Below are 24,471 nucleotides of genomic sequence, written 5' to 3'. Positions count from 1 at the left end.
TCATGACTAGGGTGTAACCGTACCCAGGCGCTGCACCAATGATTGGGGCTGTCCGGTAAACAGGGTGGCATACCAGGTGGCGTTGGACATGACATGCTTTACGTAAAGCCGGGTTTCGGTAAAGGGAATGGTTTCTGCAAAAATGGCACCTTCCACCGGCCCCGATAAACTGCTGCGCCAGCGCTTGGGACGGTTCGGTCCGGCATTATAGCCAGCCGTGGCCAACACCTCGGAATTGCCAAGGTCACTTTTCACCATGCTCAGGTAGGAAGTACCCAACCGCGTATTGGTGTCAAACTCATTAACATCACTCATTGAAAAATCGGACATGCCAATCTTTTTGGCAACCATTTTTGCCGTCCCGGGCATAACCTGCATCAGGCCGGCCGCCCCCACCCGCGAACGGGCTACCGGCACAAAACGGGATTCCTGCCGGATAAGGCCATATACCCAGGCGGGGTCAAGCCCCACGTTCCTGGCCTGTTGGCCCACCTTGCCCTCGAAGGGCGCCAGAAAGCGCTGCCTGAAATTGATATCGCCTTGGGTTAACAAAGAGGTGTTAATGGCCCGATCATAGACACTTTCCTGCACCGCCCATTCGGCAGCGGCCATCAGTTCCCGGTCATTCAGGCTCTTGATGGCAAAATTCCATTCGGCAACCGCTTCGGGTCGCCAGTCTAAATTAAACAGGCTGACAGCACGCTGCAAACCCCGGTTCTGTTTGATCTGCGCCAGCTCGGCGGCATTGCTGGCGGGCGCCTGCAGTGGCAGCGTAATCTTGCGACCCAATGCTTCAGTCGCCAGTTGTCCGTAGAAACCATGATCGTCATTGGCAACCGTTTCAAACCCCTTGCGGGCAGCTGCCGTGTTACCCATGGCTTGCTGGGCCCTGGCTGTCCAGTACGTCCAGACGGGCTCCTGCTGTTGCGCTGGCGGCATCATGCCAATGGTTTTGGCCACCCATGGCCAGTCTATGGTTGGCTGGCGCAAAGCCGCCCGTACTCGCCAGGCATGGTTATATTCGCTTAAACGAAAGCCTTCTCCGGCCTGACGGTACCATTGGTCCGAGCGGTCCTCCAGGTTCAGTACGGAAACCAGGCCAAACTGAGTCAGGATCCACTGCCGGTTTTTAGCGGAAACCAGTGTATTGCCGGTACTTTGCAAAAATGCATAACCACCCTCACGATCTTGTCTGGCCAAACGGCTGAATGCCAGTGTTCTTAATTCTTCCTGCTCCTGGCTTTGTGCCTTGCCGCTTTGACCTGACAACCAGGCTTTAGGATTGGCTATTAAGGCATCATAATCTTTCATTTGCGCAGGACTGAACAGCATGACCGCGTAACGCCGGGCATTTGCCTTATTGTCGTATTCTATGTCATCACGCAACAGGGGCTGGATGTGTTCCCATTGCAGCACATTGGCAGCAGACAGCTGTCTCATCATGTCCCAGCAGGCATTGCCAGGTCTGAAGGCCTCTAGTGCCTGGCTGGCGCCAACACGGCTATTACCCATATGCCGGGCATGCAAAATGGCACAATTCACCTGTGAATTGTTCAAATCCACATTGCCTAATTGACGCACTGTAGCAAAGTCCCCAGTGCGCGCTGCTTCTAGTATCCAGTCGGCTTTCAAACGCTCATGCAAATAAGGATTCTGGCTTTTTTCAAGAAAAGCCAGAATTTCACCCGCGGGAATCGATTCGGACCGGCTTCTGATCTGGTTGCGCAAGTACCAGAACATGGGGTATTCACCCAGTTCCTGATCGGCACGGGCCTGCTGGGCCAGTGCGGGCAATTGCGCCCAGTTTTTTGCCTGCATGGCCTCATGGGCCGCCATCACGGCATTGCGTGAAGCGGCCGGCACTTGTGCCGGCGGGCCGTAAGATTGCTGCACAGATGACGCAAGCTTGCCTTCAGTTTTCTTTTCAGCGGCCGACGTGGACGTTTCGGCACAGCCGCTTAACAATAACAGCAGCGGAAGCATGCCCATCTGCCAACGGGACGCCTGTTTCTTGAATATGCTCCAACGTGTTATTCTTGTTTTTCTTGAATAATTACTTTCTGTCATTTTGATCCCCTAAACCGGTACCTATGAACTTAACCCGATCCGCACGCATGAACAATCAGGAAATACGTAAATGGCTAACGGCTTCCCGCCAGGCATTGACGGCATTAACCCGTGAAAAATACAGTGAGCAAATACGGCAGCACTTCATGACGTGGTTCAGCCAGTTTGTCACCAGGCATCCGCAACCTACATGCAAGATTGCCGGATTCTGGCCCATCAAAGAAGAACCTGACCTGATCCCCCTGCTAACCGAACTGGACCGGCAGGGCCATGAACTTAGCCTGCCCCGCATCACAAAACCGGACAGTTCACTGGAATTTTATCGATGGACGGCAACAACACCATTACACCCCGGCAAATTCAATATACCCGAGCCGCAGTTAAGTGAAAAATCGCTGCCTGCCGATATCATACTGGTACCCACCCTGGGTTTTACCCGCGATGGACACCGAATTGGCTATGGCAAAGGCTATTATGACCGCACCCTGGCAAAGTTGCACGAAAAAGGACATACCTTCATCAAAATCGGCATTGCCTGGGATGAAGGGGAAATTACCGTACCCTATACGCCCGAGTCGCATGATATCCCGCTTGACTATATCCTGACGCCATCCGGGCTGCATGCACCGCTTAAATAATTGGACTCGCGAACTGGCACCGGATTGCACGAAAAGCCCCATTATTCAAAGGGGTGTCAACATGACACCGGTCTTTCAACCGGTGTCTCTTAAAAAACAAATCGTGCCGAACCAAAATCAGTAACTCAGGTTTTCCCAGATAGACAGGGTGGCTTCGGCATTATTAAGCGTATAAAAATGAATGCCGGGCGCACCATTATCAATCAATTCCTGGCACAATTTAGTAACCACTTCCGCACCAAACTGGCGGATAGACGGTTTGTCGTCACCGAATTCGGCCAGACGCAAACGGATCCAGCGCGGAATTTCAGCACCACACATTTGTGAAAAACGCACCAGTTGCGTGTGATTGGTAATGGGCATAATGCCCGGCACTATCGGGATATCCACGCCTTTGGCGCGCACGCGATCCACAAAACTGAAATAAGCATCGGCATTGAAGAAATACTGCGTGATGGCACTGTCGGCACCCGCCCGAACTTTTTGCACAAAGTGCTCTACGTCTTGCTCAAACCCCTGTGCCTGCGGATGCATTTCAGGGTAGGCGGCCACTTCAATATGAAACCAGTCACCGGAATGCTCGCGAACCAGCGCCACCAAGTCACTGGCATAACGCAAGTCGCTGCTGACCACCCCCATGCCCGAAGGCAAATCACCACGCAAGGCAACCAAGCGCCGAACCCCTTCTGCACGGTAGGCATCCAGAATCTGGCAAATGCTGGCCTTGTCGGCCCCTATGCATGACAAGTGCGGGGCAGCGTCGTAACCCATCTGGGAAAACAGCCGCACCGTTTCTGCCGTCCCTTCGCGGGTTGAACCACCGGCCCCAAAAGTCACGCTGACATAATTCGGGTTGATAATTTGCAACTGTTTGGCCGTAGCCACCAGACGCTCACGTCCAGCCTGGTCTCGCGGAGGAAAAAACTCCAGGCTGAATGACTCTTTGGAAAACGAACTCATATTAATTCAAAAGACTTAAAAGGATCCCTGAAATAATACTATAGATTAATGCCCCGGCCAGTGCCCACCAGAAGCCATCTACCTGGAACCCATTGAAAATAGAGCCGGCCAGCCAGAATAACAAAGCATTCAGGATAAACAGGAACAGGCCCAGGGTAACAACGGTAATGGGAATGGTAAGGAATGCCAGGACAGGATAAATAATTGTATTGACCAGTCCCAATATGACAGCGGCCACCAGGGCCGAGCCAAAACTTGCAACCGTGACACCGGGCAGGATATAGGCAACCACCATCAGCGCCAATGCCTGCAACAACCAGGTAAGTATTAATGACATTTGTTGCTCCAGAAAACGGGATCGGGAAGCTGCCTTAACGACAGCTTTTATACAATAAATCCATAGTAACGCATGTGCAATCCGGATATTTCAGGATAGCCGGATTGCCTGTTTTTCCTGATCAATAACGGTAATGATCGGGCTTGAAGGGACCGTCTACGGGAACCCCGATATAGTCAGCCTGCTGTGGTGACAGCGTGCTTAACTGTACACCCAGTTTTTTCAGGTGCAGACGAGCCACTTTTTCATCAAGGTGTTTGGGCAGCACATAGACCTGGCCTTTTTTATAGGCCTCGGTGCGTGTGAACAGTTCGATCTGGGCAATGGTCTGGTTGGTGAAAGACGCAGACATCACAAAAGAAGGATGGCCGGTTGCACAACCCAGGTTGACCAGGCGGCCTTGTGCCAGCAAAATAATGCGTTTGCCATCGGGGAAAATAATGTGATCAACCTGGGGCTTGATTTCTTCCCATTGCAGGTCTTCTATCGCGGCCACGTCAATTTCATTGTCGAAGTGACCGATATTGCACAAGATCGCCTGGTCTTTCATTTTTTCCATATGACTGCGGTCAATCACATGGTAGTTACCGGTAGCCGTTACGAAAATATCGGCCTTGTCGGCGGCTTCGTCCATGGTAACCACTTTATAGCCTTCCATAGAGGCCTGCAAGGCACAAATGGGGTCAATTTCGCAAACCCACACCTGGGCACGCAAGGCCTGCAAGGCTTGTGCGCAACCTTTGCCCACATCACCAAAGCCCACCACCACAGCCACTTTGCCGGCAATCATGACATCGGTGGCGCGCTTGATGCCGTCAACCAGGGATTCACGGCAGCCATACAGGTTGTCAAACTTGGATTTGGTGACCGAGTCGTTCACGTTGATGGCCGGGAACTGCAGCTCACCTTTTTGTGACATCTGGTACAAGCGATGAACGCCGGTGGTGGTTTCTTCGGTCACGCCCTTGATTTGTGCCAGGCGGATTGAGTACCAGGTCGCGTCAGTGGCCAGTTTTGCCTTGATGGCGGCAAACAGCACACGTTCTTCTTCACTGCCAGGGTTGGCCAGCACGGAAATGTCTTTCTCTGCCTTGGCACCCAGGTGCAACAGGGTTGTGGCATCGCCACCGTCATCAAGGATCATGTTGGCCTGCTCGCCTGGCCATTCAAAAATTTGATGGGTATATTGCCAGTACTCTTCAAGCGACTCGCCCTTGACCGCAAACACGGGAATGCCACGCTCGGCAATGGCGGCGGCGGCATGGTCCTGGGTAGAAAAAATGTTGCAAGACGCCCAGCGCACCTCGGCGCCCAGGGCAACCAGGGTTTCAATTAACACACCGGTCTGGATGGTCATGTGCAGGCTACCGGCAATACGGGCACCTTTCAGGGGCTGTGAAGCGGCAAATTCTTCACGGGTTGCCATCAAACCGGGCATTTCTGTTTCGGCAATGCTTAACTCACGACGTCCCCAGCCGGCCAGGGAAATATCAGCAATTTTATAATCAGCAGTAGTCATTGTAAAAAAATCCAATAAATGCTGCTTTGGTAATGAATGCGAGCTTGTCTCACCATCAACTACAAAGCAGGTTAATGATGAGCGCCGTTACATGAAAAAATGTATTCCGAGCCTGGCAGATTGCACTGTTAAGCGCATGATCCCAATCATGCACAACAGGAAAACTGTCGCAGCGCCCCTCGGAAATGTTCGGAATAGTTTACCCCAAACGTGGTCTTGAAAGTTCAAAAAGTGTCTCGCCACCAAAGATGGCAAAACACCCTTTGCATGAACCCGTTAACGGGCGTTTTTCAGTGCATTGACCTTGTCGGTGGCTTCCCAGCTGAATTCGGGCTCGGCGCGGCCAAAGTGACCGTAAGCAGCGGTTTTGCTGTAAATAGGTCGCAACAGGTCCAGCATTTGCACAATACCGCGTGGACGCAGGTCAAAATGCTCACGCACCAGCAAGGCGATTTCGTCATCGGGGATAACGCCAGTGCCTTCGGTATAAACCGTGATATTAATGGGTTCGGCCACGCCAATCGCATAACTGACCTGGACCTGGCACTGGCGTGCCAGGCCTGCGGCCACAATGTTCTTGGCTACATAACGGGCCGCATAGGCGGCCGAACGGTCTACCTTTGAAGGGTCTTTACCCGAGAAAGCACCACCGCCGTGCGGGCAGGCACCACCATAGGTATCCACAATGATCTTGCGCCCGGTCAGACCACAGTCACCCTGCGGACCGCCAATCACGAAAATACCGGTTGGGTTCACCAGGAATTTGGTTTTGGGGGTAATCAGGCCTTCAGGAAAACTGGGCTTGATAATATCTTCAATCACCGCTTCGCGAATGGAAGATTGTGAAATTTCAGGGGCATGTTGGGTAGACAGCACCACCGTATCCACTTCTGCCGGTTTACCGTCAATATAGCGGAAGGTAACCTGTGACTTGGCATCGGGACGCAACCATGGCAGGCGGCCGTCTTTGCGCAATTCGCTTTGGCGCTGCACCAGACGGTGGGCATACCAGATAGGGGCGGGCATCAGGTCGGGTGTTTCATCGCAGGCATAGCCAAACATTAAGCCCTGGTCACCGGCACCCTGGTTAAGGATTTCATCAGGACTGCGATCCACGCCCTGGGCGATATCGGGTGATTGCTTGTCATAGGCAACCAGCACGGCACAACCTTTGTAATCAATACCATAAGCGGTATTGTCGTAGCCAATGCGTTTAATCGTATCGCGGGCAACCTGGATATAATCAATGTTTGCCGTTGTCGTGATTTCACCGGCCAACACGACCAGGCCGGTATTGCACAAGGTTTCGGCAGCAACCCGGGCCGTCGGGTCTTCGGTAAGAATGGCATCCAGGATGGCATCGGAAATCTGGTCAGACACCTTGTCGGGGTGACCTTCAGAAACAGACTCGGAAGTAAATAAAAAATCGTTTTGAGCCATTTAACAGCGTCCTTTTATTAATGTCAGAAACTCCGACGTTTTGGAAGTAAGAACGCGTAGCACCCTTATTTCAGATGAAATAACAAAAGGCGCGACGCTTTAGCGGTGTTTTATGAAACCAGTCCATGTCGCCCCGCAAGTTGTCGGTTAACTCAGCGACTGCCGGTCATTTTAAAACATTTATAAATTTTTCCAAGCAAAGCCCCTATTTACTTAACAGATTTTTTGCAAATAGTTTAAAAACGGCCCAAGACGGTCCCGGGCATGTCCGTTGTCCATCTCCGGTTCCCGTTTCAGGGCCCTCGCCTTTCCATCCAATTGCAGCATGTGTTAAATTGTTTTTTATTAAAACCATATTGAAACCTTGCTTGTTTATGGTTCTTTGCGTTTATATCGCCTTTTTTCCAATTGCATGAAATCCACCAAAAGAAAACTCCTTGATGCCATCTTCAGCTGGTTTGGCAATACTTCACACAAGAGACGCCAGCAACTTGGCTGGCTACTCAGTGCCCTGTCACCCCTTATCATGAAGCGCAGGGCCGCTATTGTCCGCAAAAACCTGGAACTGTGTTTCCCCGACGCCTCAGCCCGGCAGCGCCAACAATGGCAAAAAGAGCACTTCCGCGTCCTAGCCCAATCCATTGTCGATCGCGGCCTGTTCTGGTTCGGCTCACCGGAAAACATCCGGGCAACCATCCATATGCAGGGCTTTGAACACATAGAACAACTCCTAGCGGAAAAACGTCCCATCCTGATGCTGGCCCCCCATTTTGTACCGCTTGATGCCGCTGCCACCCGCCTTTCCATGTCCCTGAAAAAAGCGGCTACCATGTATACACCGCAGCACGACCCGGACATTGACGATATTGTTCGTGAAGGGCGCGGCCGCTTCAACGAGATCCACCTGATCAGCCGCAAAGAAGGAGTGCGTGGCATGCTGCGCCACCTGAAAGAAGGCACGCCGGTTTATTACCTGCCCGACATGGATTTTGGCCGCAAGGGTTCCATTTTCGTGCCGTTTTTCAATATTCCCGCTGCCACCCTGCCCACCACGGCACAAATTGCCAAATCCTGGCAGGCGGCGGTAGTGCCCATTGTCAGCCGCTGGGATCCGGCAACCGGCCACTATCATATCCAGGTACTGCCCCCCTTAAAAGATTTTCCCGGAGAACAAAGCATCGAGGCGGCAACCACCCGCATCAACCATTTACTTGAGCAATGGATCTTGCAAGAACCCAGCCAGTATTACTGGGTCCATCGCCGTTTCAAGACCCGCCCCGACGGCGAGGAAAAATTTTATTGAAACAGACCCGGCAACAAAGCCGCACACTAGGAATTTTCAGTCCATAATGAGTTTGGTTTTTTTATGCATCAGGCACCTATGATTTGGCAATTTACAAAAATGCATGGCGCGGGCAATGACTTTATCGTTATCGATGGCGTTAGCCAGCCCATTGAAATGACCCCTGAACGGGCACGCGCCCTGGCCCATCGTCAGCTTGGTATCGGTGCCGACCAGATTCTGCTGGTGGAAAACCCTTCCCACCCTGAAGCCGACTTCCGCTATCGCATTTTCAATGCCGATGGTAGCGAGGTTGAGCATTGCGGCAACGGTGCCCGCTGTTTTGTGCGTTTTATACACGAACAACGCTTATCCCGTCGCAACCCGCTCAAAGCAGAAATTGCCACCGGCCTGATCATTCTTGAAGAAAAAGAAAACAATAGCGTTACCGTTGACATGGGTTTGACCCGTTTCGACCCGGCTGCCCTGCCCTTTGACGCAGAAGATTTAAGCCACTGCCAGGCGCATGAAGAAACCCTCTGGAACCTGCCCTTGCCCAATGCAGGCACAGCGGCCCTGTCAGTGCTGGCCATTTCCAATCCGCACGCAGTGCTATTGGTTGACAATATTGATACCGCTCCCGTTGCCGAACAGGGGCCACTCATCGAATCCCACCCCCGTTTTGGCAATCGCGTCAATGTCGGATTCATGCAGATTATCAACCGCAACCAGATTCGGCTGCGCGTTTACGAGCGTGGCGTAGGTGAAACCCTGTCCTGCGGCACCGGGGCTTGTGCCGCCGTTGCCACCGGCATTCGCCGGGGCCTGCTTGACTCACCGGTCAACGTCCAGACCCGGGGGGGGCAATTAACCGTTGAATGGGATGGTACCCGCTTGCAAATGACCGGCCCGGCCACCACCGTGTTTTCAGGTCAGGTTGATATTGATAAACTGGTTAAAGACTTTTGCTTACAGGATGAATAAACCTATGTCAGAAACAACGTTTGAGCCGGATGAAGTGGCCATTTTCCTGAAAAACAATCCCTCATTTTTTGAAGATCATGCCCAGCTGTTTGCCAGCCTGTCCATTCCGCACCCTTATGCCGACCGCACCCTGTCTTTAGGTGCCCGTCAAGTCATGACCCTGCGCAAGCGCAGCAAGGCACTAGAGTGGAAACTGGCTGAACTGATGCACAATGCCGACTCAAACGCTTCCATCAGCAATAGCATGACACTTTGGTGCACTCAGATGCTGGCCGAAAAAAACAGCCAGAATTTGCCTGCCAGCATTATTGCCAGCCTGAAGCAGGCCTTTGAACAGCTTGATGTATCCCTTCGTCTGTGGGATCTGCCCATGCTCCGGGCAAAAAAACTCAAGCTTGATGAAGATGCCGGGCTGCAGGCTTACGCCCACTCACTGGAAAAGCCTTATTGTGGTCCTGAGGGCTATCTGCCTGCCCATGAATGGCTTGAAGAAAAGCCCGCTTCGGTGGCCCTTGTCCCCCTGAGAACAGAAGACCGGACATTTGGCCTGCTGGTTTTTGGCTCTTGCCATGAAGAGCACTTTACCCCTGACATGGGTACGGCTTTCCTGGAAAAACTGGGGCAACTAGCCAGTGCCAGCCTAAGCCGCCTTATCAAATAAAATGCGCCATTGCCTGCCTGCCGCCATGGAGCAATGGCTGGCGTACTTGCACACCAACAAGCGTTATTCGGCCCATACCCTGGCGGCATACCGAAGAGACCTGGCACAGCTGGCAAGGCTGCATCCCGACACCGACCTGGCCACCATCACACACCCGCAAATCCGCACCGCCATTGCCCGCCTGCATGCCAGCCAAATGAGCCCTCGTAGTCTGGCACGTATTCTGTCCGCCTGGCGCGGTTTCTATACATGGTGGGTACCACTGGCCAAATTAAGCATTAATCCAGCCAAAAATGTCAAAACCCCCAAGGTGCCCAAAAGCCTGCCCAAAGCATTATCGGTAGAGCAAACCCAGGCTCTGCTGGATCATCCGGCCAGAAACCTTCAAAACGATCCGGTCCACCTGCGCGACCAGGCCATGTTCGAGCTGCTTTACGCCAGCGGCCTGCGGCTGGCCGAACTGGTGCAACTGGACACGCATTACATTAAAAAAGACAATTATGAGTCGGTCGGCTGGCTTAATTTGCCAGAACAGGAATTAACCGTAAAGGGAAAAGGTAATAAAATACGGTTGGCACCATTGGGCAAGAAAGCACAAGAAGCCATTTCAATATGGCTGCAGACCCGTCCTTCGCTGCTGAAACCGGCCACGCCTGAAAACGATGTAAACGCCCTTTTTTTAGGGGAACGCGGCGCACGCATCTCGCCACGGGTCGTTCAGCTGCAACTGAAAAAATTTGCCCAGCTATCAGATGTGCCCGGCCAGATCCACCCGCATGTATTACGCCACAGTTTTGCCAGCCACCTGTTGCAATCGGCCCAGGACTTGCGTGCGGTGCAGGAACTGCTGGGTCATGCGAATATATCCACCACGCAAATTTATACCCGGCTGGATTTCCAGCACCTGGCCAAAGCCTATGACCAGGCACACCCAAGAGCCAAACGCAAAAAATAATTATTTAATCGCCTCGGTAATCACCCGGATATTGCTACGCATCATCCCCAGATAAGAAGTGGCTTCACCGGTTGAGGACAAGGCATCCGAATACAGCATCCCGCCCACTTTTGCGCCCGTTTCTTTGGCAATCTGATCCTGCAATTTATTATTTTTCACATTTTCCAGAAAAACGGCAGGTACCTGCTGCTCCCTGACTTGCCTGATGACCTCTGCAATCGCCTTGGCAGAAGGCTCGGCCGACGTAGAGATACCCAATGGAGCAATCACTTCAAGCCCATAGGCATCGGCAAAATAACCAAAGGCATCGTGAGTTGTCACGATTTTCCGACGCCCCTCGGGAATGTCTGCCATGACCTTGCGAACCTGTTCATCAAGCGCCTGCATCTGCTGGATGTAATCCTGGGCATTGCGCTCGTACAATGGGGCATTTTCGGGATCAACCTGCGACAAAGCCTGGGCAATATTGCGAACATAAACCTGCCCGTTGGCCAGATCCTGCCAGGCGTGCGGATCAAACTCCCCGTGATCATGCCCGTGTTCGTGTTCGTGTTCGTGTTCGTGTTCGTGTTCGTGTTCGTGTTCGTCATGATCATGCGCCTCATGACTGGATTCTTCATCCAGTTTACGCACTTTCACGCCATCACTGACCACAATCACCTTGCCCTGGAAACCCGAAGAAGCCAGCAAACGGTCTGTCCAGCTATCAAGACCAAGCCCGTTGACAAACAACAGCCTGGTATCGGGAGAAGAAACTTTTTTGATATCCTGAGGCGTCAGCTCAACTTCATGCGAATTACCATCGGCTGGCACCAGTGAAACCACATTGACCTGATCTGCACCCACCGTCTTCACCATATCCGCCAGAATGGAAAAACTGGCCACCACGTCGATGGGGGCCTTGGCATGGACGGGCAAGGCACTGGCCAACAAACCCGCCAACACCATGGCTGGCACCCCTTTCAGGTAAGTCTGGAATTTCATGAATAGATCCTGTTATTAATTAAAAAAACGAATGTGACTGCGAATAACGCCACCGTGCCGGCCAAACATCAAGCCCAAAATATAAAACAGGCCGGCAACCAGAATAATGGAGGATGAAGCCGGCACACTGTAATGATAGGAAACCAGCAAACCGGCATAGGCTGACAAGGCACCAATGGCGGCGGCCAGCACCAGCTGCCTGCCAACCGTGCGCCCACAGAATCGGGCGGCGGCGGCCGGCAGCATCATCATGCCCACCACCATCAAGGTACCCAGCACCTGGAAACCAGCCACCAGGTTCACAACCAGCAGGATCAGGAACATCATGTGAACCAGCGACCCGCCCCCACCCTCTGAGCGCAGGAAACCGGGATCAAGGCATTCGATAATCAAGGGCCGGTAAATTAAAGACAAAACCAAGATAGTCAGGCTGCTGATCACCATGATAAACAGCAGAGCCTGATCATCAAGACCCAGCACGGAACCGAACAGCACATGCAGCAAATCCATATTGGACCCCTTGAGGGACAGCAACACCACACCCAGCCCAAGGGAAATAAGATAAAAAGCGGCAAAACTGGCGTCTTCTTTGAGGGAGGTAAGCCGTGACACCACACCGGCCAGCAGGGCCACCAGCAAACCGGTTAACATCCCTCCGACCAACATAGCCGTTAAAGAAACCCCGGCAATCAGGAAACCTGCCGCCACCCCGGGCAATATGGCATGTGACATAGAGTCAGCCACCAGGCTCATGCGCCGCAAAATAAGAAACACGCCTAGTGGACCGGTTGCCACAGCCAGGAAAATGGCACCAAACAGGGCCCGGCTCATGAATCCGAACTCGACAAATGGGGACAGGAAAATATCGTATAAGCCCATTAGAAACCACCCAGGGACAGGCGACGGGCCTGCTGCAGGTTTTCTTCGGTCAGGATATCAGCGGTTTTACCCCAGGCCACGACTTGCCGGGCCAATAAAAGCGTCTCGGGAAAACACTGCCTGACCCTGTCCACATCGTGCAAAACGGCAATAATGGTTCGCCCTTCGGCATGCCAGTTCAAAATAATGCGCATCAAGTCTTCACAAGTATCTTCATCAACCGCGGCAAAAGGCTCATCAAGCAGCAATACCTGTGCGTCACGCACCATTAAGCGGGCAAACAGGGCCCGTTGCAACTGCCCGCCCGAGAGATTGCCAATCAGCTGGTCGGCAACGGCTTGCAAACCCACCTTTTCAAGCGCATGACTGATACGGATACGTTCTGCCTTGCCATATTGTCGCCAAGGCCCAATCCGGCGCCAGGCGCCCATGGCGACCAGTTCGTAGGTAGTAATGGGAAAGCTGCGATCCAGATCGCTAAGCTGGGGCAGCAAGGTCAGTTCCTTGCGAAAAGCCCGGGCAATTTCAATACTGCCCGCAGTTGGCTTGAGAAAATTGATGATACCTTTAACCAGCGTGGATTTACCGGCACCGTTCGCACCCAGGATAGCAGTAAGCGTACCTTGATTGAACTGCCCCGAAACATGTTGGAGCACCGGTTTGTCCCGCCACCCGAGCGATACATCATTCAGGCGGATAACAGGATTCACAGGGTCATACCTGAAACCAGTGTGCTGACCCCTGGAACCCAGCCCATGACATAAGCGGTGACTGCCCACATAAGCGCCAGAAAAAGCCCGACCTGAATCACCCTTGCCAATGCGGAATCGAGCAACGGGGACTGAATCCGCTGCTTAGCGGCATGGACAGGAACGGAAGGGCGGCTGGATAATGAGGTTTGCATGACAGTTGCGCAAAGTTGAATAAACGTAAAAAAAATCAACAAATGATATGATATAACATATTAAAACATAAAATAATGGCTAATGTCATTAAAATTATGCTTGCCGACATACTTTTTTCGCTTCGTGGTACATTGGCCTAAAGTATCAACTTATTATTTTTACGATTAAAAACGTTCATGCATTCCACTCATACCCATTCTCACTCGCATAAATCGGTCGACCAGCGACTGCTTGAAGCCGAGCAGCTCTGTGAGTCTCGTGGCAAACGGCTTACGCCCATCCGCCAGCAGGTACTCAGGCTCATGCTTGAAGAGTCCCGTAGCCTTAAAGCCTATGAGCTTCTTGATGCCATGCTTCTCATTCACCCAAAATCCAAACCACCAACCGTTTATCGTGCGCTTGAGTTTCTTGAAGAAGAGGGGCTTATCCACCGCCTTGATGCCGTCAACGCCTGGACTGCCTGTATCGATGTCAACAGCCATCACCACGATTTGCTGGTGGTTTGCACACAATGTGGCAAAGTCGTTGAAATCAGTGCGCCTGAAATCAGTAGCCAGCTTAAAAAGCTGATTGCCAATACCGGTTTTTCCTTAACATCCAACGAAACGGAAATCAGGGCCACCTGCGCACAATGCAAGGCAAAAAACCAATCCAAAGACAATCATTAATACATTCAATACGCAAAATCCGGCCCAGGCCTTGCATTTTGCATTAATGCCCCCATCATGGGATGTTGCATCACAAAAACGCTTTTTCCTTGGGTTGTACTGGCAGCATTAGGGTTTATATCTAAATTGATTCAATTTTTTGTAAAGACACTGATATCTGTTTGCCAGATAATGAAAGCTGTGATGTAATTGCCCGATTATATTAAAAATTCTCGCCATGCAGCAAAGTCTGCCTGCGATGTTAGTTAAGAAGCAAAATTATGACTGTTACCCAGGCTCAAGCCAATAAAATGGTTCCTGTCACCGTTCTAACCGGATTCCTTGGTGCAGGAAAAACCACGTTACTCAAGCGAATCCTTACCGAATTTCACGGCAAGCGCATTGCTGTCATCGAAAACGAATTCGGGCCCGAAAGCATCGACAACGAGCTATTGGTCCAGGACAGTGATGAAGAAATCATCGAACTGAACAACGGCTGCGTCTGCTGCACGGTTCGCGGTGATTTACTCAAGACGCTTACAGACCTTAAAAACCGCCGTATCAACAACGAGCTCAATTTCGAGCGCGTGATTATTGAAACCACCGGTGTGGCCAATCCTGGTCCGGTCTGCCAGACCTTTTTCATGGATGATGACATTGCCGAATACTACCGTCTTGATGCCGTCATCACGGTCGTAGACGCCAAACATGGCATGCAAACCCTGGATACCCAACCCGAAGCACAGAAACAGGTGGGTTTTGCAGACCGTCTCCTGATTTCCAAAAAAGACCTGGTCAGCGATGAAGAATTTGCCTCGTTAAAACATCGCCTGCTGCACATGAATCCCCGCGCGCAAATCATGCCCGTGCATTTTGGTGAAGCCGATCTTGACAAAATACTCGATGTCACCGGCTTCAACCTGAACAGCATTCTGGAAATCGATCCGGAGTTCCTGCAAGACGAGCAAGCAGATCATCATGACCATCATCACGATCATGGCCATGATCATGAGTGCGATGCACACTGCAATCATGAGCACCATCACGAACATAACCACCATCACGCCCATCACGATGATGAAATCGGTGCCTTTGTGTTTTCTTCCAACAAACCCTTCGATCCCCAACGCCTGGAAGAATTCCTGAGTGGTGTGGTACAGGTTTTTGGTCCCGACCTTTACCGTTACAAGGGCATCCTGTATATGAAAGGCGTCAAACAAAGAATGCTGTTCCAGGGCGTGCACATGCTCATGGGTGCAGAACCCGGAAAACTCTGGGGCCCCAAAGAAAAACCTTACAATAAAATGGTTTTCATTGGTCGAAAATTGCCCAAAGACGTATTTACCAACGGCCTGACGCAATGCCTTGCTTAAAGCTGGTAGTAAATTTTTAACACACGGTGAAGGCATGTTCTCGATCCTTTATATAATAATTGATACTTCCTGAACACGCCTTCATTGATTTGATTAATTAGCAGTACTACTGAACGGAGTGTTTGATGGCTACTAAATCAGCTAAAAATACCGACACAATCACAGAACAACCGTTATTAACCGAAGAGCAGCTCCTCGCCATGCCAGAAGAGGACTACATGAACGAGCAGCAACTGGCGTTCTTCAAGGAACGGCTCAAAACACTGGAAGCAGACATCCTCAATAACGCGGATGCCACAACAGAAAACCTTCGCGAAACCCAGTTTGTTCCTGATCCGGCAGACCGTGCCACCATCGAGGAAGAGCACGCCCTGGAGCTTCGTACCCGTGACCGTGAGCGCAAGCTGCTAAAGAAAGTGCAGCAATCCCTGCTGCTTATTGAATCCAAAGAATACGGCTGGTGCGAAGAAACCGGAGAACCCATTGGCCTGCGTCGCCTGTTGGCACGCCCAACCGCCAACCTTTCACTGGAAGCCCAGGAAAGACGCGAAAAACGCCAAAAACTTTACGGGGATTAAAAATCTTTTTTTCCCTCCCTTGAAATTCTTCCTGCAAGCCCCATCTACGGAAACTACAGGAAGAATTTCATGGAACAATTTCACGCTACTACCATTATTTGTGTTCGCCGCGGCAACGAGGTTGCCATTGGTGGCGATGGCCAGGTCACACTGGGCAACATCGTTTTCAAAAGCACTGCCCGCAAAATCCGTCGCCTCTACAATGACAAGGTCCTGGTAGGTTTTGCCGGCGCCACTGCCGACGCCTTTACCCTTCTGGAACTCTTCGAGGCCAAACTTGAAAAACATCAGGGCCACCTGATGCGCGCTGCCGTTGAACTCACCAAAGACTGGCGCACCGACCGCGCCCTGCGTAGGCTTGAAGCCATGTTAATTGTGGCCGACAAAGATCACACATTAGTGCTTACCGGCAATGGCGATGTCCTTGAACCCGAATACAGCCTTGCTGCCATCGGCTCAGGCGGTGCCTATGCGCAATCTGCCGCCCTGGCACTGCTTCACAATACCAGCCTGACGCCCGCCGAAATCGTTAAAAAATCGCTTGAAATTGCCGGTGATCTGTGTATTTACACTAACCAGAATCACGTTGTTGAAACGCTTTAATCAGGATACCTCATGACAACCAGCGTAATGACGCCCAAAGAAATTGTCTCTGAACTGGACAAAAACATTATCGGCCAGCAAAAGGCCAAAAAATCCGTTGCGGTCGCCCTGCGCAACCGCTGGCGCCGTCAGCAGGTGGCAGAACCCCTGCGTACCGAAATATCTCCTAAAAACATCCTCATGATTGGCCCTACCGGCGTTGGAAAAACCGAAATCGCCCGCAGGCTGGCCAAGCTGGCCAATGCTCCCTTTATCAAGGTTGAGGCCACCAAATTCACCGAAGTGGGCTATGTGGGCCGTGATGTCGACACCATCATCCGTGACCTTGTTGATATCTCTGTCAAACAAACCCGCGAACTGGAAATGCGTCGCGTACGCACCCAGGCCGAAGATGCCGCAGAAGACCGCATTCTTGACGTGCTGGTTGCGCCCGCCCGTGATGCTAACGATAACCCTATCCGCGAAGAAAACAGCGCCCGCCAGAATTTCCGCAAACGCTTGCGTGAAAACAAAATCGATGATCTCGAAATTGACATCGACGTGGCGCAACAGTTGCCACAAATGGAAATCATGGCGCCTCCAGGCATGGAAGACATGACCGAGCAATTGAAGGGTATGTTTGCCGGACTAAACCGCGACAAGCGGAAAACACAAAAAATGACTGTTAAAAACGCATTCAAGCTTCTGGTTGAAGAGGAAGCGGCAAAGCGCGTCAATGACGAAGAAATTCGCAACGCGGCGGTTAAAAATGCCGAGCAGAACGGCATTGTGTTCCTGGACGAAATTGACAAAATCGCCACACGTCAATCACAAAGCAGCGCTGACGTTTCACGTCAGGGCGTTCAGCGCGACCTGCTTCCATTAGTTGAGGGCACAACCGTCAACACCAAATACGGCATGATCAAGACTGATCACATTCTGTTTATTGCCTCGGGTGCTTTCCACCTGTCACGCCCCTCAGACCTGATTCCCGAGTTACAAGGCCGTTTCCCGATCAGGGTTGAGCTGGATTCGTTAACAGCCGAAGACTTTGTTGAAATCCTTAGCAGCACCGATTATTCCCTGATCAAGCAGTACACGGCCCTGATGGCGACTGAAGATGTCCATCTGGACTTTACCAATGAAGGTATCAAGCGTTTGGCTGAGCTGGCGTTTGACGTTAATGAGCGCACCGAAAACATTGGCGCCCGCAGACTGTATACCGTCATGGAAAAACTGCTGGAAGATCTTTCCTTTGATGCCACGGCCAGCAATGAAGCAACCATTCGCATTGATGCCGAATACGTCAACAGCAAACTGGAAGAAACCGTCCAAAGCCCCAATCTGGCTCATTACGTGCTTTAATTCCAGCAAAGCCAATACACATTGCCCCCGCATCCGGCCAACCATATTAACCACGGCAGCCCTGCGGGGGCAATTTACGCAATAGCCTTTACTACTTGCGAATTTCGATAATAATGTACTGATTGTCCTGGTGCAATGCCTTGAACTTGACCTCATCACCCGGGTTGATATCTTTCAATAAAACCCTGTCTATATTATAAATTAATGTCATTGCTGGCAATTTCAACTCGGTAATCACGCCATGTTTAATCGCGATTTTCCCTTTATCTGCCTGAATCCGACGCACCTCTCCGGTGGCACTGGCCACAGTCTGTGCCAATACCGGGCCAGCCGCCAGTACACCGGCAAAACACAGCGTTGCCGCCAGTAGCATTTTTTTCATGAAAACTCCTTATCGACAAGAAAAACCATAGTTTTATAGTACACAAAATTACGCTAAAAAAGAGAAAATGAATTACTTTACAGGCCTAAAGGCATTTCATTTTTCTTAGTAAAAAACTACGTTAGAATATGAGTTGTACTTGTAATTTGACTTGAAAATATAACAGTAACTTTGGAGCAATGAATGGCAAAAACAATATTAGTCCCCTTCGATGGTTCGCCCAACGCAGTCAAGGCGCTAGACTGGGCAATTTCCCTGGCAAAAGTATCCAGTTTTAAAATTCTACTGCTTAACGTTCAACCCAGTTTCAGAACCGTTCATGCCAAAACATTCTTCAACAAATCAGACCTTGAAGAATATCAGCAACAGCTTTTCAAAGAAGCAACCGAAGGCGTTGAAGACAAACTGAAAGCGGCTGGCGTTACCTATAATCTTAAACTGGATATCGGTGACCCCAAAGAGCGCATTGTTGACGAAGTCCGCAATAGCGCCCAAGGCGAAGACCGCATCGAACTGATTGTCATGGGTTCTCGTGGTACAAACCCGGTATTCAGTGGCGTCCTGGGCAGCGTCAGCTATGCCATTATCAATGCAGGCGTTTGCCCCGTCACCATTATTCCCCAAGAAAAAAAATAATTTTCTGGCAGTATAAAAAAGCCATCTTTTGATGGCTTTTTTATTTGCCCCACCATCAACTGCCTGAACAAGGATCTATCATGCCTGACCGTTTAACCTCGATCGTGACCAAAACGGGTGATGCCGGTACAACCAGTCTGGGAGACGGCTCCCGTATTGCCAAAGATGATGCCCGCATTGAAGCGATCGGCCAGGTTGATGAACTCAACAGCTTTATCGGCTTGCTTGCTTGCGAACCACTACCTACTGGCATCCAGGCCGCGCTGGAGCGCATTCAGCACCATTTATTTGACCTGGGCTCGGAGCTGTGTGTGCCCGGTTATTCTGCCCTGACAGAAAGCCATGTGACTTTTCTGGAAACAGAAATTGAACAATCACTGGCTGAACTGCCTCCCTTGAAAGAATTCATTCTGCCGGGGGGCACACGGCAAGCCAGCCTGTCTCATGCCTGCCGCAGCATTTGCAGGCGGGCGGAACGCAGTCTGGTTGCCCTCGACCAACGCGAACCCCTAAGCGATGTCGGCAGGCAATACCTGAACCGCCTGTCCGATTATTTTTTCATGCTTGCCCGTATCCTTAACAAAGAAGCCGGGCGCCAGGATGTTTTCTGGCAAAAAGAAAAAACAGCGTAACAACAGCGTCCCTCAATTGATGGGACGCCCCTGCCCGGCCTCTTCATAGGTAATCCCGTCCCGGATATGATAAATACGCTTGAAAGTGGGAATGATTTTCTCATCATGCGTCACGACAATAATAGCGGTTTCATACTCGCGGGCCATGTCATTCAGGATACGGATAACCGCCAGTGCCCGCTCGCTATCCAAAGGGGCAGTCGGTTCGTCAGCCAAAATAATCGGTGGCCGGTTAACCAGGCCCCTGGCAATGGCAACCCGCTGCTGCTCACCACCGGACAACTGGGAGGGCATCGCCTGGGCCCGATGCGCCACATCAAGCGCTTCCAGCAAATGCAAGGCCTTCTCCCTTGCCTGGCCATTGGGCACGCCGGCCAGCATAGGAAGCAAAGCCACATTATCGACCACATCAAGAAACGGGATAAGATAAGGGGCCTGGAAGACAAAACCGATTTTATCGCGCCTTAAGGCGCGCAAATCACGCACTTTCCAACCCTGGTCATAAATGACCTGATCACCCAGCTTCATGACTCCCTCGGTGGGATCAATAATAGCCCCCAGGCATTTAAGCAAGGTGCTTTTGCCCGAACCCGATGGACCGATAAGCCCTACCACTTCTCCGGGCGCAACCTGCATATTCACGTCTTTAAGGGCAAGGAATGCATTTTCCCCCTGTCCATACTGCTTTTTCAGGTTCTCGATCCTGACACCACCAACACGTTGTGACATTAACATTACCCCCCAACCGCTTCAGCCGGATCAACCCGCAATGCCATGCGAATCGCCACCAGGCTGGCCAATATGCAAATAATCATCACCGCCACAAAACCCATGATTGAATCTTCGGGCATGATGAGGACATACTTGGGAAAATAAGGCGCAGAAAAACTGGAGGTGATTTTACCCACCACAAATCCGATAATACCCAGCACCACGGACTGTTGCACAATCATGGATGCGATCGTGAAATTTCGGGTACCAATCAGCTTTAACACCGCAATTTCCCGTATTTTATCCATCGTTAACGTATAAATAATAAAAGCGACAATCGCAGCGCTCACGACCGCCAGAATAATCAGAAACATGGCAATCTGACGTGCTGATGTGGCAATCATTTTACCGACCAGGATATCTTCCATATCTGCCCGCCCGTAAGCCGTCAGGTATTTCCAGCGTTCTATGTTGGTGATGACCTGCACCGGATCAACTCCCTCTTTTAAGGTCACCAGCACCGAATTGACCGACAGGTTACTGGTTCTTGAGGTAAGAATGCTGTCAAGCAAACCGGGCACATTCGGCCGATTGAATTCGGGATTGGCCTGCGTTTTACGCCGATCCAGCCAGATGGCCTCGTTATTTTTCAGGAACTGGGCCTCTTGAGCGTCCTTCAGGGGAATAAACACCATCGGGTCACCACCTGAAGACACCATGCGCCGGGTCAAACCAACAACCGTATATTGGTTACGACGCAAAGTTATCTTATCGCCCAGCTTCAAGCCAGTGGCGATATCCGCAACAGCTTCATAATGACTGCGCGTGATATGCCGCCCCGCCACCAGAAACCGGGGCCAGCCGGGTGTTTTTCCAGCCATTCCCGGCGCAATCCCTACCACCATCACACGAACGTCCGTATCATTATGACGAACCTGCATGGTCAGGTAGGTAATATTAGTTGCCTGTTCAACACCAGGAATACCAAGGATGCCACGATACACATCATCATTCAGGCTTGAAGGTTCTGCATAGGGACCCAGTGTATCCTGTTGCACAACCCAGACATCGGCTCCACTATTGTCCAGCAATGATTTGCCATCGCTAACCAGTCCCCGGTATACGCCCGCCATAACCAGGGTAACCCCGATAAGCAGACCCAACCCCATACCTGTAAAAATAAATTTACCCCAAGAGTGCAAGATATCCCGGGAAGCCAGGTTAATCATTTGCCACCCCTGGAATTTGATCGGAAATCAGGATCCGGCTATTGGCCGTCAACGCTTTCTCTCTATATACAACAACCTGGTCGCCTTCCTGTATCCCCGACATGACCTGCACATTGCCGTCCAGATCCATCACACCGAGCTCCACGGGAACAAACTGCAACTTTTTATCAACTACCCGCCAGACACCCTGCCGGTTCCCTACCCGCACCAGTGAAGCATTGGGAATAACCACAAAACCGGTTATTTCAGGCAAATGCACCGTTACCTCACTGAGCTCTCCCAACGAGGGGATCCGTTCAGGCAAAGAAACGAAACTCACTTTTGCCAGCATTTCTTCAGTAACCATATCCGCCTTCGGCTCTATTCGTGATACTTTGCCAGGGAACACTTCATGTCCGCGCGTACGCAACACAATACTGGCTGGCAAATCGGCCGCTAGTCCAATGGCACTGGATTGATCAAAACGGCCCTCAATCCAAACTTCTGCCGGATTAACTATTTCAAGCACTGCCTGCCCCGCAACCACCGTAGAACCGGGATCCACATTGCGCAAGGTCACGATGCCGCCGGCAGGTGCAATCAATCGCAGTGATTTTCTCTGGTTCATCAAGGCATCCAGATCAGCCCTTGCCTTGGTAATATCTTCTGCCGCCGCATCAAGCCCTGCCTGCGTAACCCGATACTCCTGTTCCATAATATTCAGGCTTTCTTCACTGCTTGAACGCGAAGCGAACAATTTACGGTAACGCTTAAGCTGCACACCGGCATGTTCAAATTTGACTTTGGCCTGAGTATGCTGCAAACCAGCCCGTTTAAGCGCTATTTCCTGGGAACGGATCCGCTCATCAAGATCAACCGGATCCATTTCCCCAAGCAACTGCCCCGCATCGATCCTGTCACCGACATTGACCGATACATCAAGCAATCTGCCCGTCATGACTGGGCCAATTTTATACGTGGAACGGGCACTGACCGTCCCGACCCCAAACACCGCTGGCGAAACCGCCTGGATTTTGGCCTGTGTGACCGTAACCGGTACCGGTGCCAGAGGGCCAGTACGGATTACCACATAAGCAAATAAAACCAACAGGGGCAAAATGATCAGCAACAGACCCAGTTTTCTTGACCGCATGGAAATTCTGGCCATTTTTAGCTCCTGATTGAACGTAGATACAAAGCAAACACCGATTGGGCATTTTTATTGATTAATTGAATCTCACCCGCAAGCAGGGATTGCATCACCAAACCCTGGAGCGTGCCTACAAACAGGGTTGCCGCTGCCCCCGAATCCAGATCGAAAACAATCTCTTTTTGTGCCTTACCCTGCTCAAGCAACTGCTTGATGCGCTCTCCATAGCGTTGGATTAAATCCTGAACAATCCGCTTGGCGGGTGTGGCTTCGACATGCTGCAATTCACCAAACAAGATCCTGGGTACCCCTGGGTAGGTAAGCACAAAATCAACATGCTGCATGAATACGCTTTCCAGTGCTGCCACCGCAGAATGTGGATTACTCTCTATCGCTTTCATGACCCGCCCGAAAAGGGTTTGCTCAACCCAAGTCATCACCTCCTCCCAGATGGCCTCTTTATTGGAAAAGTGACGGAACAAGGCGCCCTGTGTCAAATTCATTTCTTTGGCAATGGCGGCAGTTGTGATATTTGCTGGATTAAGAACACCCGCCAGTTCAACAACTGAAGTAACAGTCATTGACTTGCGCTCGGCCGCAGTCAGTTTCTTGCCCGTGGTTTCCATATATCACCTTGAAGATAGTAATTGATTACTATCTTATCAAAATTGCTTAAACATTCACGCTTTATATTGCCAGTCCGAACAAAAAAACGCCCTTGATGCCTGAATGACATCAAGGGCGTTTTTTTGCATGGCAAGGTTTATTTGCCAGCAAACAGCCAATTAACTATCTTCATTCCTCTTCGACAAACGTTTCTTCACGTTTCTTGCGGATGGATGGCAGGGCGACCAGAATCACCAGACCTGCGGCCATCAATAACAGCGTGAGCGATAGCGGACGTTCGACAAAGGTCAGGAAGTCACCACGGGACAGCAAGAGCGCGCGGCGGAAGTTCTCTTCCATCATTGGGCCTAACACCAGACCCAGCAGCAAAGGCGCGCCTTCACACTTGAGCTTGGTCCAGATGTAACCGATGATGCCGAAGATACCCATGACATAAATATCAAACACGTTGTAGTTCAATGAATATACGCCAATGGTACAAAACAGCAAAATAGCCGGGAACAGGACACGGTAAGGCACCTTCAGCAGTTTGACCCACAAGCCAACCAATGGCAGGTTCAGAATCACCAGCATCAGGTTACCAATCCACATAGAGGCAATCAGGCCCCAGAACAGCTCTGGGTGGCTACTCATGACCTGTGGACCAGGCTGGATGTTGTGAATGGTCATGGCACCGACCATTAAAGCCATTACCGCGTTACCGGGGATACCCAGTGTCAGCAATGGAATAAAGGAGGTTTGTGCCGCTGCGTTGTTGGCAGACTCGGGGCCCGCCAGACCGGCAGGGTGACCCTTGCCGAAACGCTCGGGATTTTTGGAAATTTTCTTTTCCAGGGTATAAGAGGCAAAAGAAGACAATACCGCACCACCACCGGGCAGGATACCCAGGGCGGAGCCCAGCAAGGTGCCGCGCAGTACAGCAGGTGCTGCTTCCTTGAACTCCTGTTTATTGGGATACAGGCTGCCGAT

Annotated in this window: 27 protein-coding genes and 1 riboswitch; of the genes, 12 read left to right on the top strand and 15 right to left on the bottom strand. The window is 51.2% G+C overall.

Annotation, left to right across the window (positions count from 1 at the left end; genetic code table 11):
• Positions 1-6: 6 nt before the first annotated feature.
• Positions 7-2,067, bottom strand: a complete 2,061-nt coding sequence (locus JHL22_RS11585) for a lytic transglycosylase domain-containing protein (RefSeq protein WP_234041255.1) — start codon at positions 2,065-2,067, stop codon at positions 7-9.
• 23 nt (positions 2,068-2,090) lie between these two features.
• On the opposite strand from JHL22_RS11585, the gene JHL22_RS11580 reads away from it, so the two are divergent.
• The gene (locus tag JHL22_RS11580) at positions 2,091-2,705 is read left to right on the top strand and encodes a 5-formyltetrahydrofolate cyclo-ligase (protein ID WP_200237560.1); all 615 of its coding nucleotides are present in this window, start codon (positions 2,091-2,093) and stop codon (positions 2,703-2,705) included.
• 117 nt (positions 2,706-2,822) lie between these two features.
• Here the strand turns inward: JHL22_RS11580 and metF are convergent, their stop codons facing one another.
• The 4 genes from metF to metK all read right to left on the bottom strand — a co-directional run bounded on the left by metF (position 2,823) and on the right by metK (position 6,961).
• Positions 2,823-3,665 (bottom strand): methylenetetrahydrofolate reductase [NAD(P)H], encoded by an 843-nt coding sequence (gene metF, locus JHL22_RS11575; protein ID WP_200237557.1) that lies wholly within the window; start codon positions 3,663-3,665, stop codon positions 2,823-2,825.
• Position 3,666: 1 nt separating this feature from the next.
• Positions 3,667-4,002, bottom strand: coding sequence for a phage holin family protein (locus JHL22_RS11570; RefSeq protein WP_200237554.1), 336 nt, complete (start codon positions 4,000-4,002; stop codon positions 3,667-3,669).
• A 121-nt stretch (positions 4,003-4,123) separates the two neighbouring features.
• Complete coding sequence (gene ahcY, locus JHL22_RS11565) at positions 4,124-5,521, bottom strand: adenosylhomocysteinase (protein WP_200237550.1); 1,398 nt, start codon at positions 5,519-5,521, stop codon at positions 4,124-4,126.
• A gap of 72 nt (positions 5,522-5,593) precedes the next feature.
• Positions 5,594-5,708: riboswitch (S-adenosyl-L-homocysteine riboswitch) on the bottom strand.
• Between the two features lie 89 nt (positions 5,709-5,797).
• Positions 5,798-6,961: a methionine adenosyltransferase gene (gene metK, locus JHL22_RS11560; protein WP_200237547.1), complete on the bottom strand. Its 1,164-nt coding sequence runs from the start codon at positions 6,959-6,961 to the stop codon at positions 5,798-5,800.
• A gap of 412 nt (positions 6,962-7,373) precedes the next feature.
• Between metK and JHL22_RS11555 the strand changes: the two genes are divergently transcribed.
• From JHL22_RS11555 to xerC, 4 genes are all read left to right on the top strand, one after another.
• The gene (locus tag JHL22_RS11555) at positions 7,374-8,264 is read left to right on the top strand and encodes a lysophospholipid acyltransferase family protein (protein WP_200237545.1); all 891 of its coding nucleotides are present in this window, start codon (positions 7,374-7,376) and stop codon (positions 8,262-8,264) included.
• A 78-nt stretch (positions 8,265-8,342) separates the two neighbouring features.
• Complete coding sequence (dapF, locus tag JHL22_RS11550; protein ID WP_407926773.1) at positions 8,343-9,227, top strand: diaminopimelate epimerase; 885 nt, start codon at positions 8,343-8,345, stop codon at positions 9,225-9,227.
• Between the two features lie 4 nt (positions 9,228-9,231).
• The gene (locus JHL22_RS11545; RefSeq protein ID WP_200237539.1) at positions 9,232-9,888 is read left to right on the top strand and encodes a DUF484 family protein; all 657 of its coding nucleotides are present in this window, start codon (positions 9,232-9,234) and stop codon (positions 9,886-9,888) included.
• Position 9,889: 1 nt separating this feature from the next.
• A complete protein-coding gene (gene xerC / locus JHL22_RS11540) occupies positions 9,890-10,843 on the top strand; it encodes a tyrosine recombinase XerC (RefSeq protein WP_200237536.1) in 954 nt (317 codons plus the stop codon).
• Here the strand turns inward: xerC and JHL22_RS11535 are convergent, their stop codons facing one another.
• From JHL22_RS11535 to JHL22_RS11520, 4 genes are read right to left on the bottom strand one after another with little or no spacing between them, the layout of a single operon-like run.
• Positions 10,844-11,827, bottom strand: coding sequence for a metal ABC transporter solute-binding protein, Zn/Mn family (locus JHL22_RS11535; protein WP_200237534.1), 984 nt, complete (start codon positions 11,825-11,827; stop codon positions 10,844-10,846).
• A 15-nt stretch (positions 11,828-11,842) separates the two neighbouring features.
• Positions 11,843-12,706, bottom strand: coding sequence for a metal ABC transporter permease (locus JHL22_RS11530; protein WP_200237532.1), 864 nt, complete (start codon positions 12,704-12,706; stop codon positions 11,843-11,845).
• The gene (locus tag JHL22_RS11525; RefSeq protein WP_200237529.1) at positions 12,706-13,416 is read right to left on the bottom strand and encodes a metal ABC transporter ATP-binding protein; all 711 of its coding nucleotides are present in this window, start codon (positions 13,414-13,416) and stop codon (positions 12,706-12,708) included. Before JHL22_RS11525 ends, JHL22_RS11530 begins: the two co-directional genes overlap by 1 nt.
• The gene (locus JHL22_RS11520; protein ID WP_200237527.1) at positions 13,413-13,610 is read right to left on the bottom strand and encodes a hypothetical protein; all 198 of its coding nucleotides are present in this window, start codon (positions 13,608-13,610) and stop codon (positions 13,413-13,415) included. The genes JHL22_RS11525 and JHL22_RS11520 overlap by 4 nt, the downstream gene beginning before the upstream one ends.
• Before the next feature lie 177 nt (positions 13,611-13,787).
• On the opposite strand from JHL22_RS11520, the gene JHL22_RS11515 reads away from it, so the two are divergent.
• The 5 genes from JHL22_RS11515 (at position 13,788) to hslU (ending at position 18,156) form a co-directional block, all read left to right on the top strand.
• Complete coding sequence (locus JHL22_RS11515) at positions 13,788-14,279, top strand: Fur family transcriptional regulator (RefSeq protein WP_200237525.1); 492 nt, start codon at positions 13,788-13,790, stop codon at positions 14,277-14,279.
• A 260-nt stretch (positions 14,280-14,539) separates the two neighbouring features.
• On the top strand, positions 14,540-15,631 hold the full coding sequence (locus tag JHL22_RS11510; RefSeq protein ID WP_200237522.1) for a CobW family GTP-binding protein: 1,092 nt from the start codon (positions 14,540-14,542) through the stop codon (positions 15,629-15,631).
• Between the two features lie 125 nt (positions 15,632-15,756).
• Positions 15,757-16,209: an RNA polymerase-binding protein DksA gene (gene dksA, locus JHL22_RS11505; protein WP_200237520.1), complete on the top strand. Its 453-nt coding sequence runs from the start codon at positions 15,757-15,759 to the stop codon at positions 16,207-16,209.
• A gap of 69 nt (positions 16,210-16,278) precedes the next feature.
• Positions 16,279-16,812 carry an ATP-dependent protease subunit HslV gene (hslV, locus tag JHL22_RS11500; protein ID WP_200237517.1) on the top strand — a complete coding sequence of 178 codons (534 nt, stop codon included), beginning with the start codon at positions 16,279-16,281 and terminating at the stop codon, positions 16,810-16,812.
• Between the two features lie 12 nt (positions 16,813-16,824).
• Positions 16,825-18,156 carry an ATP-dependent protease ATPase subunit HslU gene (hslU, locus tag JHL22_RS11495; RefSeq protein ID WP_200237515.1) on the top strand — a complete coding sequence of 444 codons (1,332 nt, stop codon included), beginning with the start codon at positions 16,825-16,827 and terminating at the stop codon, positions 18,154-18,156.
• A gap of 91 nt (positions 18,157-18,247) precedes the next feature.
• Here hslU and JHL22_RS11490 read toward each other — a convergent pair whose 3' ends face one another.
• Positions 18,248-18,538, bottom strand: coding sequence for a copper-binding protein (locus JHL22_RS11490; protein ID WP_200237513.1), 291 nt, complete (start codon positions 18,536-18,538; stop codon positions 18,248-18,250).
• 183 nt (positions 18,539-18,721) lie between these two features.
• Between JHL22_RS11490 and JHL22_RS11485 the strand changes: the two genes are divergently transcribed.
• Positions 18,722-19,174 (top strand): universal stress protein, encoded by a 453-nt coding sequence (locus JHL22_RS11485; RefSeq protein WP_200237511.1) that lies wholly within the window; start codon positions 18,722-18,724, stop codon positions 19,172-19,174.
• 80 nt (positions 19,175-19,254) lie between these two features.
• Positions 19,255-19,806, top strand: coding sequence for a cob(I)yrinic acid a,c-diamide adenosyltransferase (locus JHL22_RS11480; protein WP_200237508.1), 552 nt, complete (start codon positions 19,255-19,257; stop codon positions 19,804-19,806).
• 12 nt (positions 19,807-19,818) lie between these two features.
• On the opposite strand, the gene JHL22_RS11475 is transcribed toward JHL22_RS11480, so the two are convergent.
• The 5 genes from JHL22_RS11475 to JHL22_RS11455 all read right to left on the bottom strand — a co-directional run.
• On the bottom strand, positions 19,819-20,535 hold the full coding sequence (locus JHL22_RS11475) for an ABC transporter ATP-binding protein (RefSeq protein WP_200237504.1): 717 nt from the start codon (positions 20,533-20,535) through the stop codon (positions 19,819-19,821).
• A gap of 5 nt (positions 20,536-20,540) precedes the next feature.
• Positions 20,541-21,746 carry an ABC transporter permease gene (locus JHL22_RS11470; RefSeq protein ID WP_200237501.1) on the bottom strand — a complete coding sequence of 402 codons (1,206 nt, stop codon included), beginning with the start codon at positions 21,744-21,746 and terminating at the stop codon, positions 20,541-20,543.
• Complete coding sequence (locus JHL22_RS11465; RefSeq protein ID WP_200237498.1) at positions 21,739-22,893, bottom strand: efflux RND transporter periplasmic adaptor subunit; 1,155 nt, start codon at positions 22,891-22,893, stop codon at positions 21,739-21,741. The genes JHL22_RS11470 and JHL22_RS11465 overlap by 8 nt, the downstream gene beginning before the upstream one ends.
• A 2-nt stretch (positions 22,894-22,895) precedes the next feature.
• Positions 22,896-23,501 (bottom strand): TetR/AcrR family transcriptional regulator, encoded by a 606-nt coding sequence (locus JHL22_RS11460; protein ID WP_200237495.1) that lies wholly within the window; start codon positions 23,499-23,501, stop codon positions 22,896-22,898.
• A gap of 169 nt (positions 23,502-23,670) precedes the next feature.
• Positions 23,671-24,471 (bottom strand): tripartite tricarboxylate transporter permease (locus JHL22_RS11455; protein ID WP_200237493.1); only part of this gene is annotated, 801 nt, incomplete at its 5' end.

Source organism: Advenella mandrilli (genome assembly GCF_016595155.1).
GTDB classification, from domain to species: domain Bacteria; phylum Pseudomonadota; class Gammaproteobacteria; order Burkholderiales; family Burkholderiaceae_B; genus Advenella; species Advenella mandrilli.
Note: the sequence above shows the minus strand (reverse complement) of the source record. Positions and strands in the feature narration are given on the sequence as shown.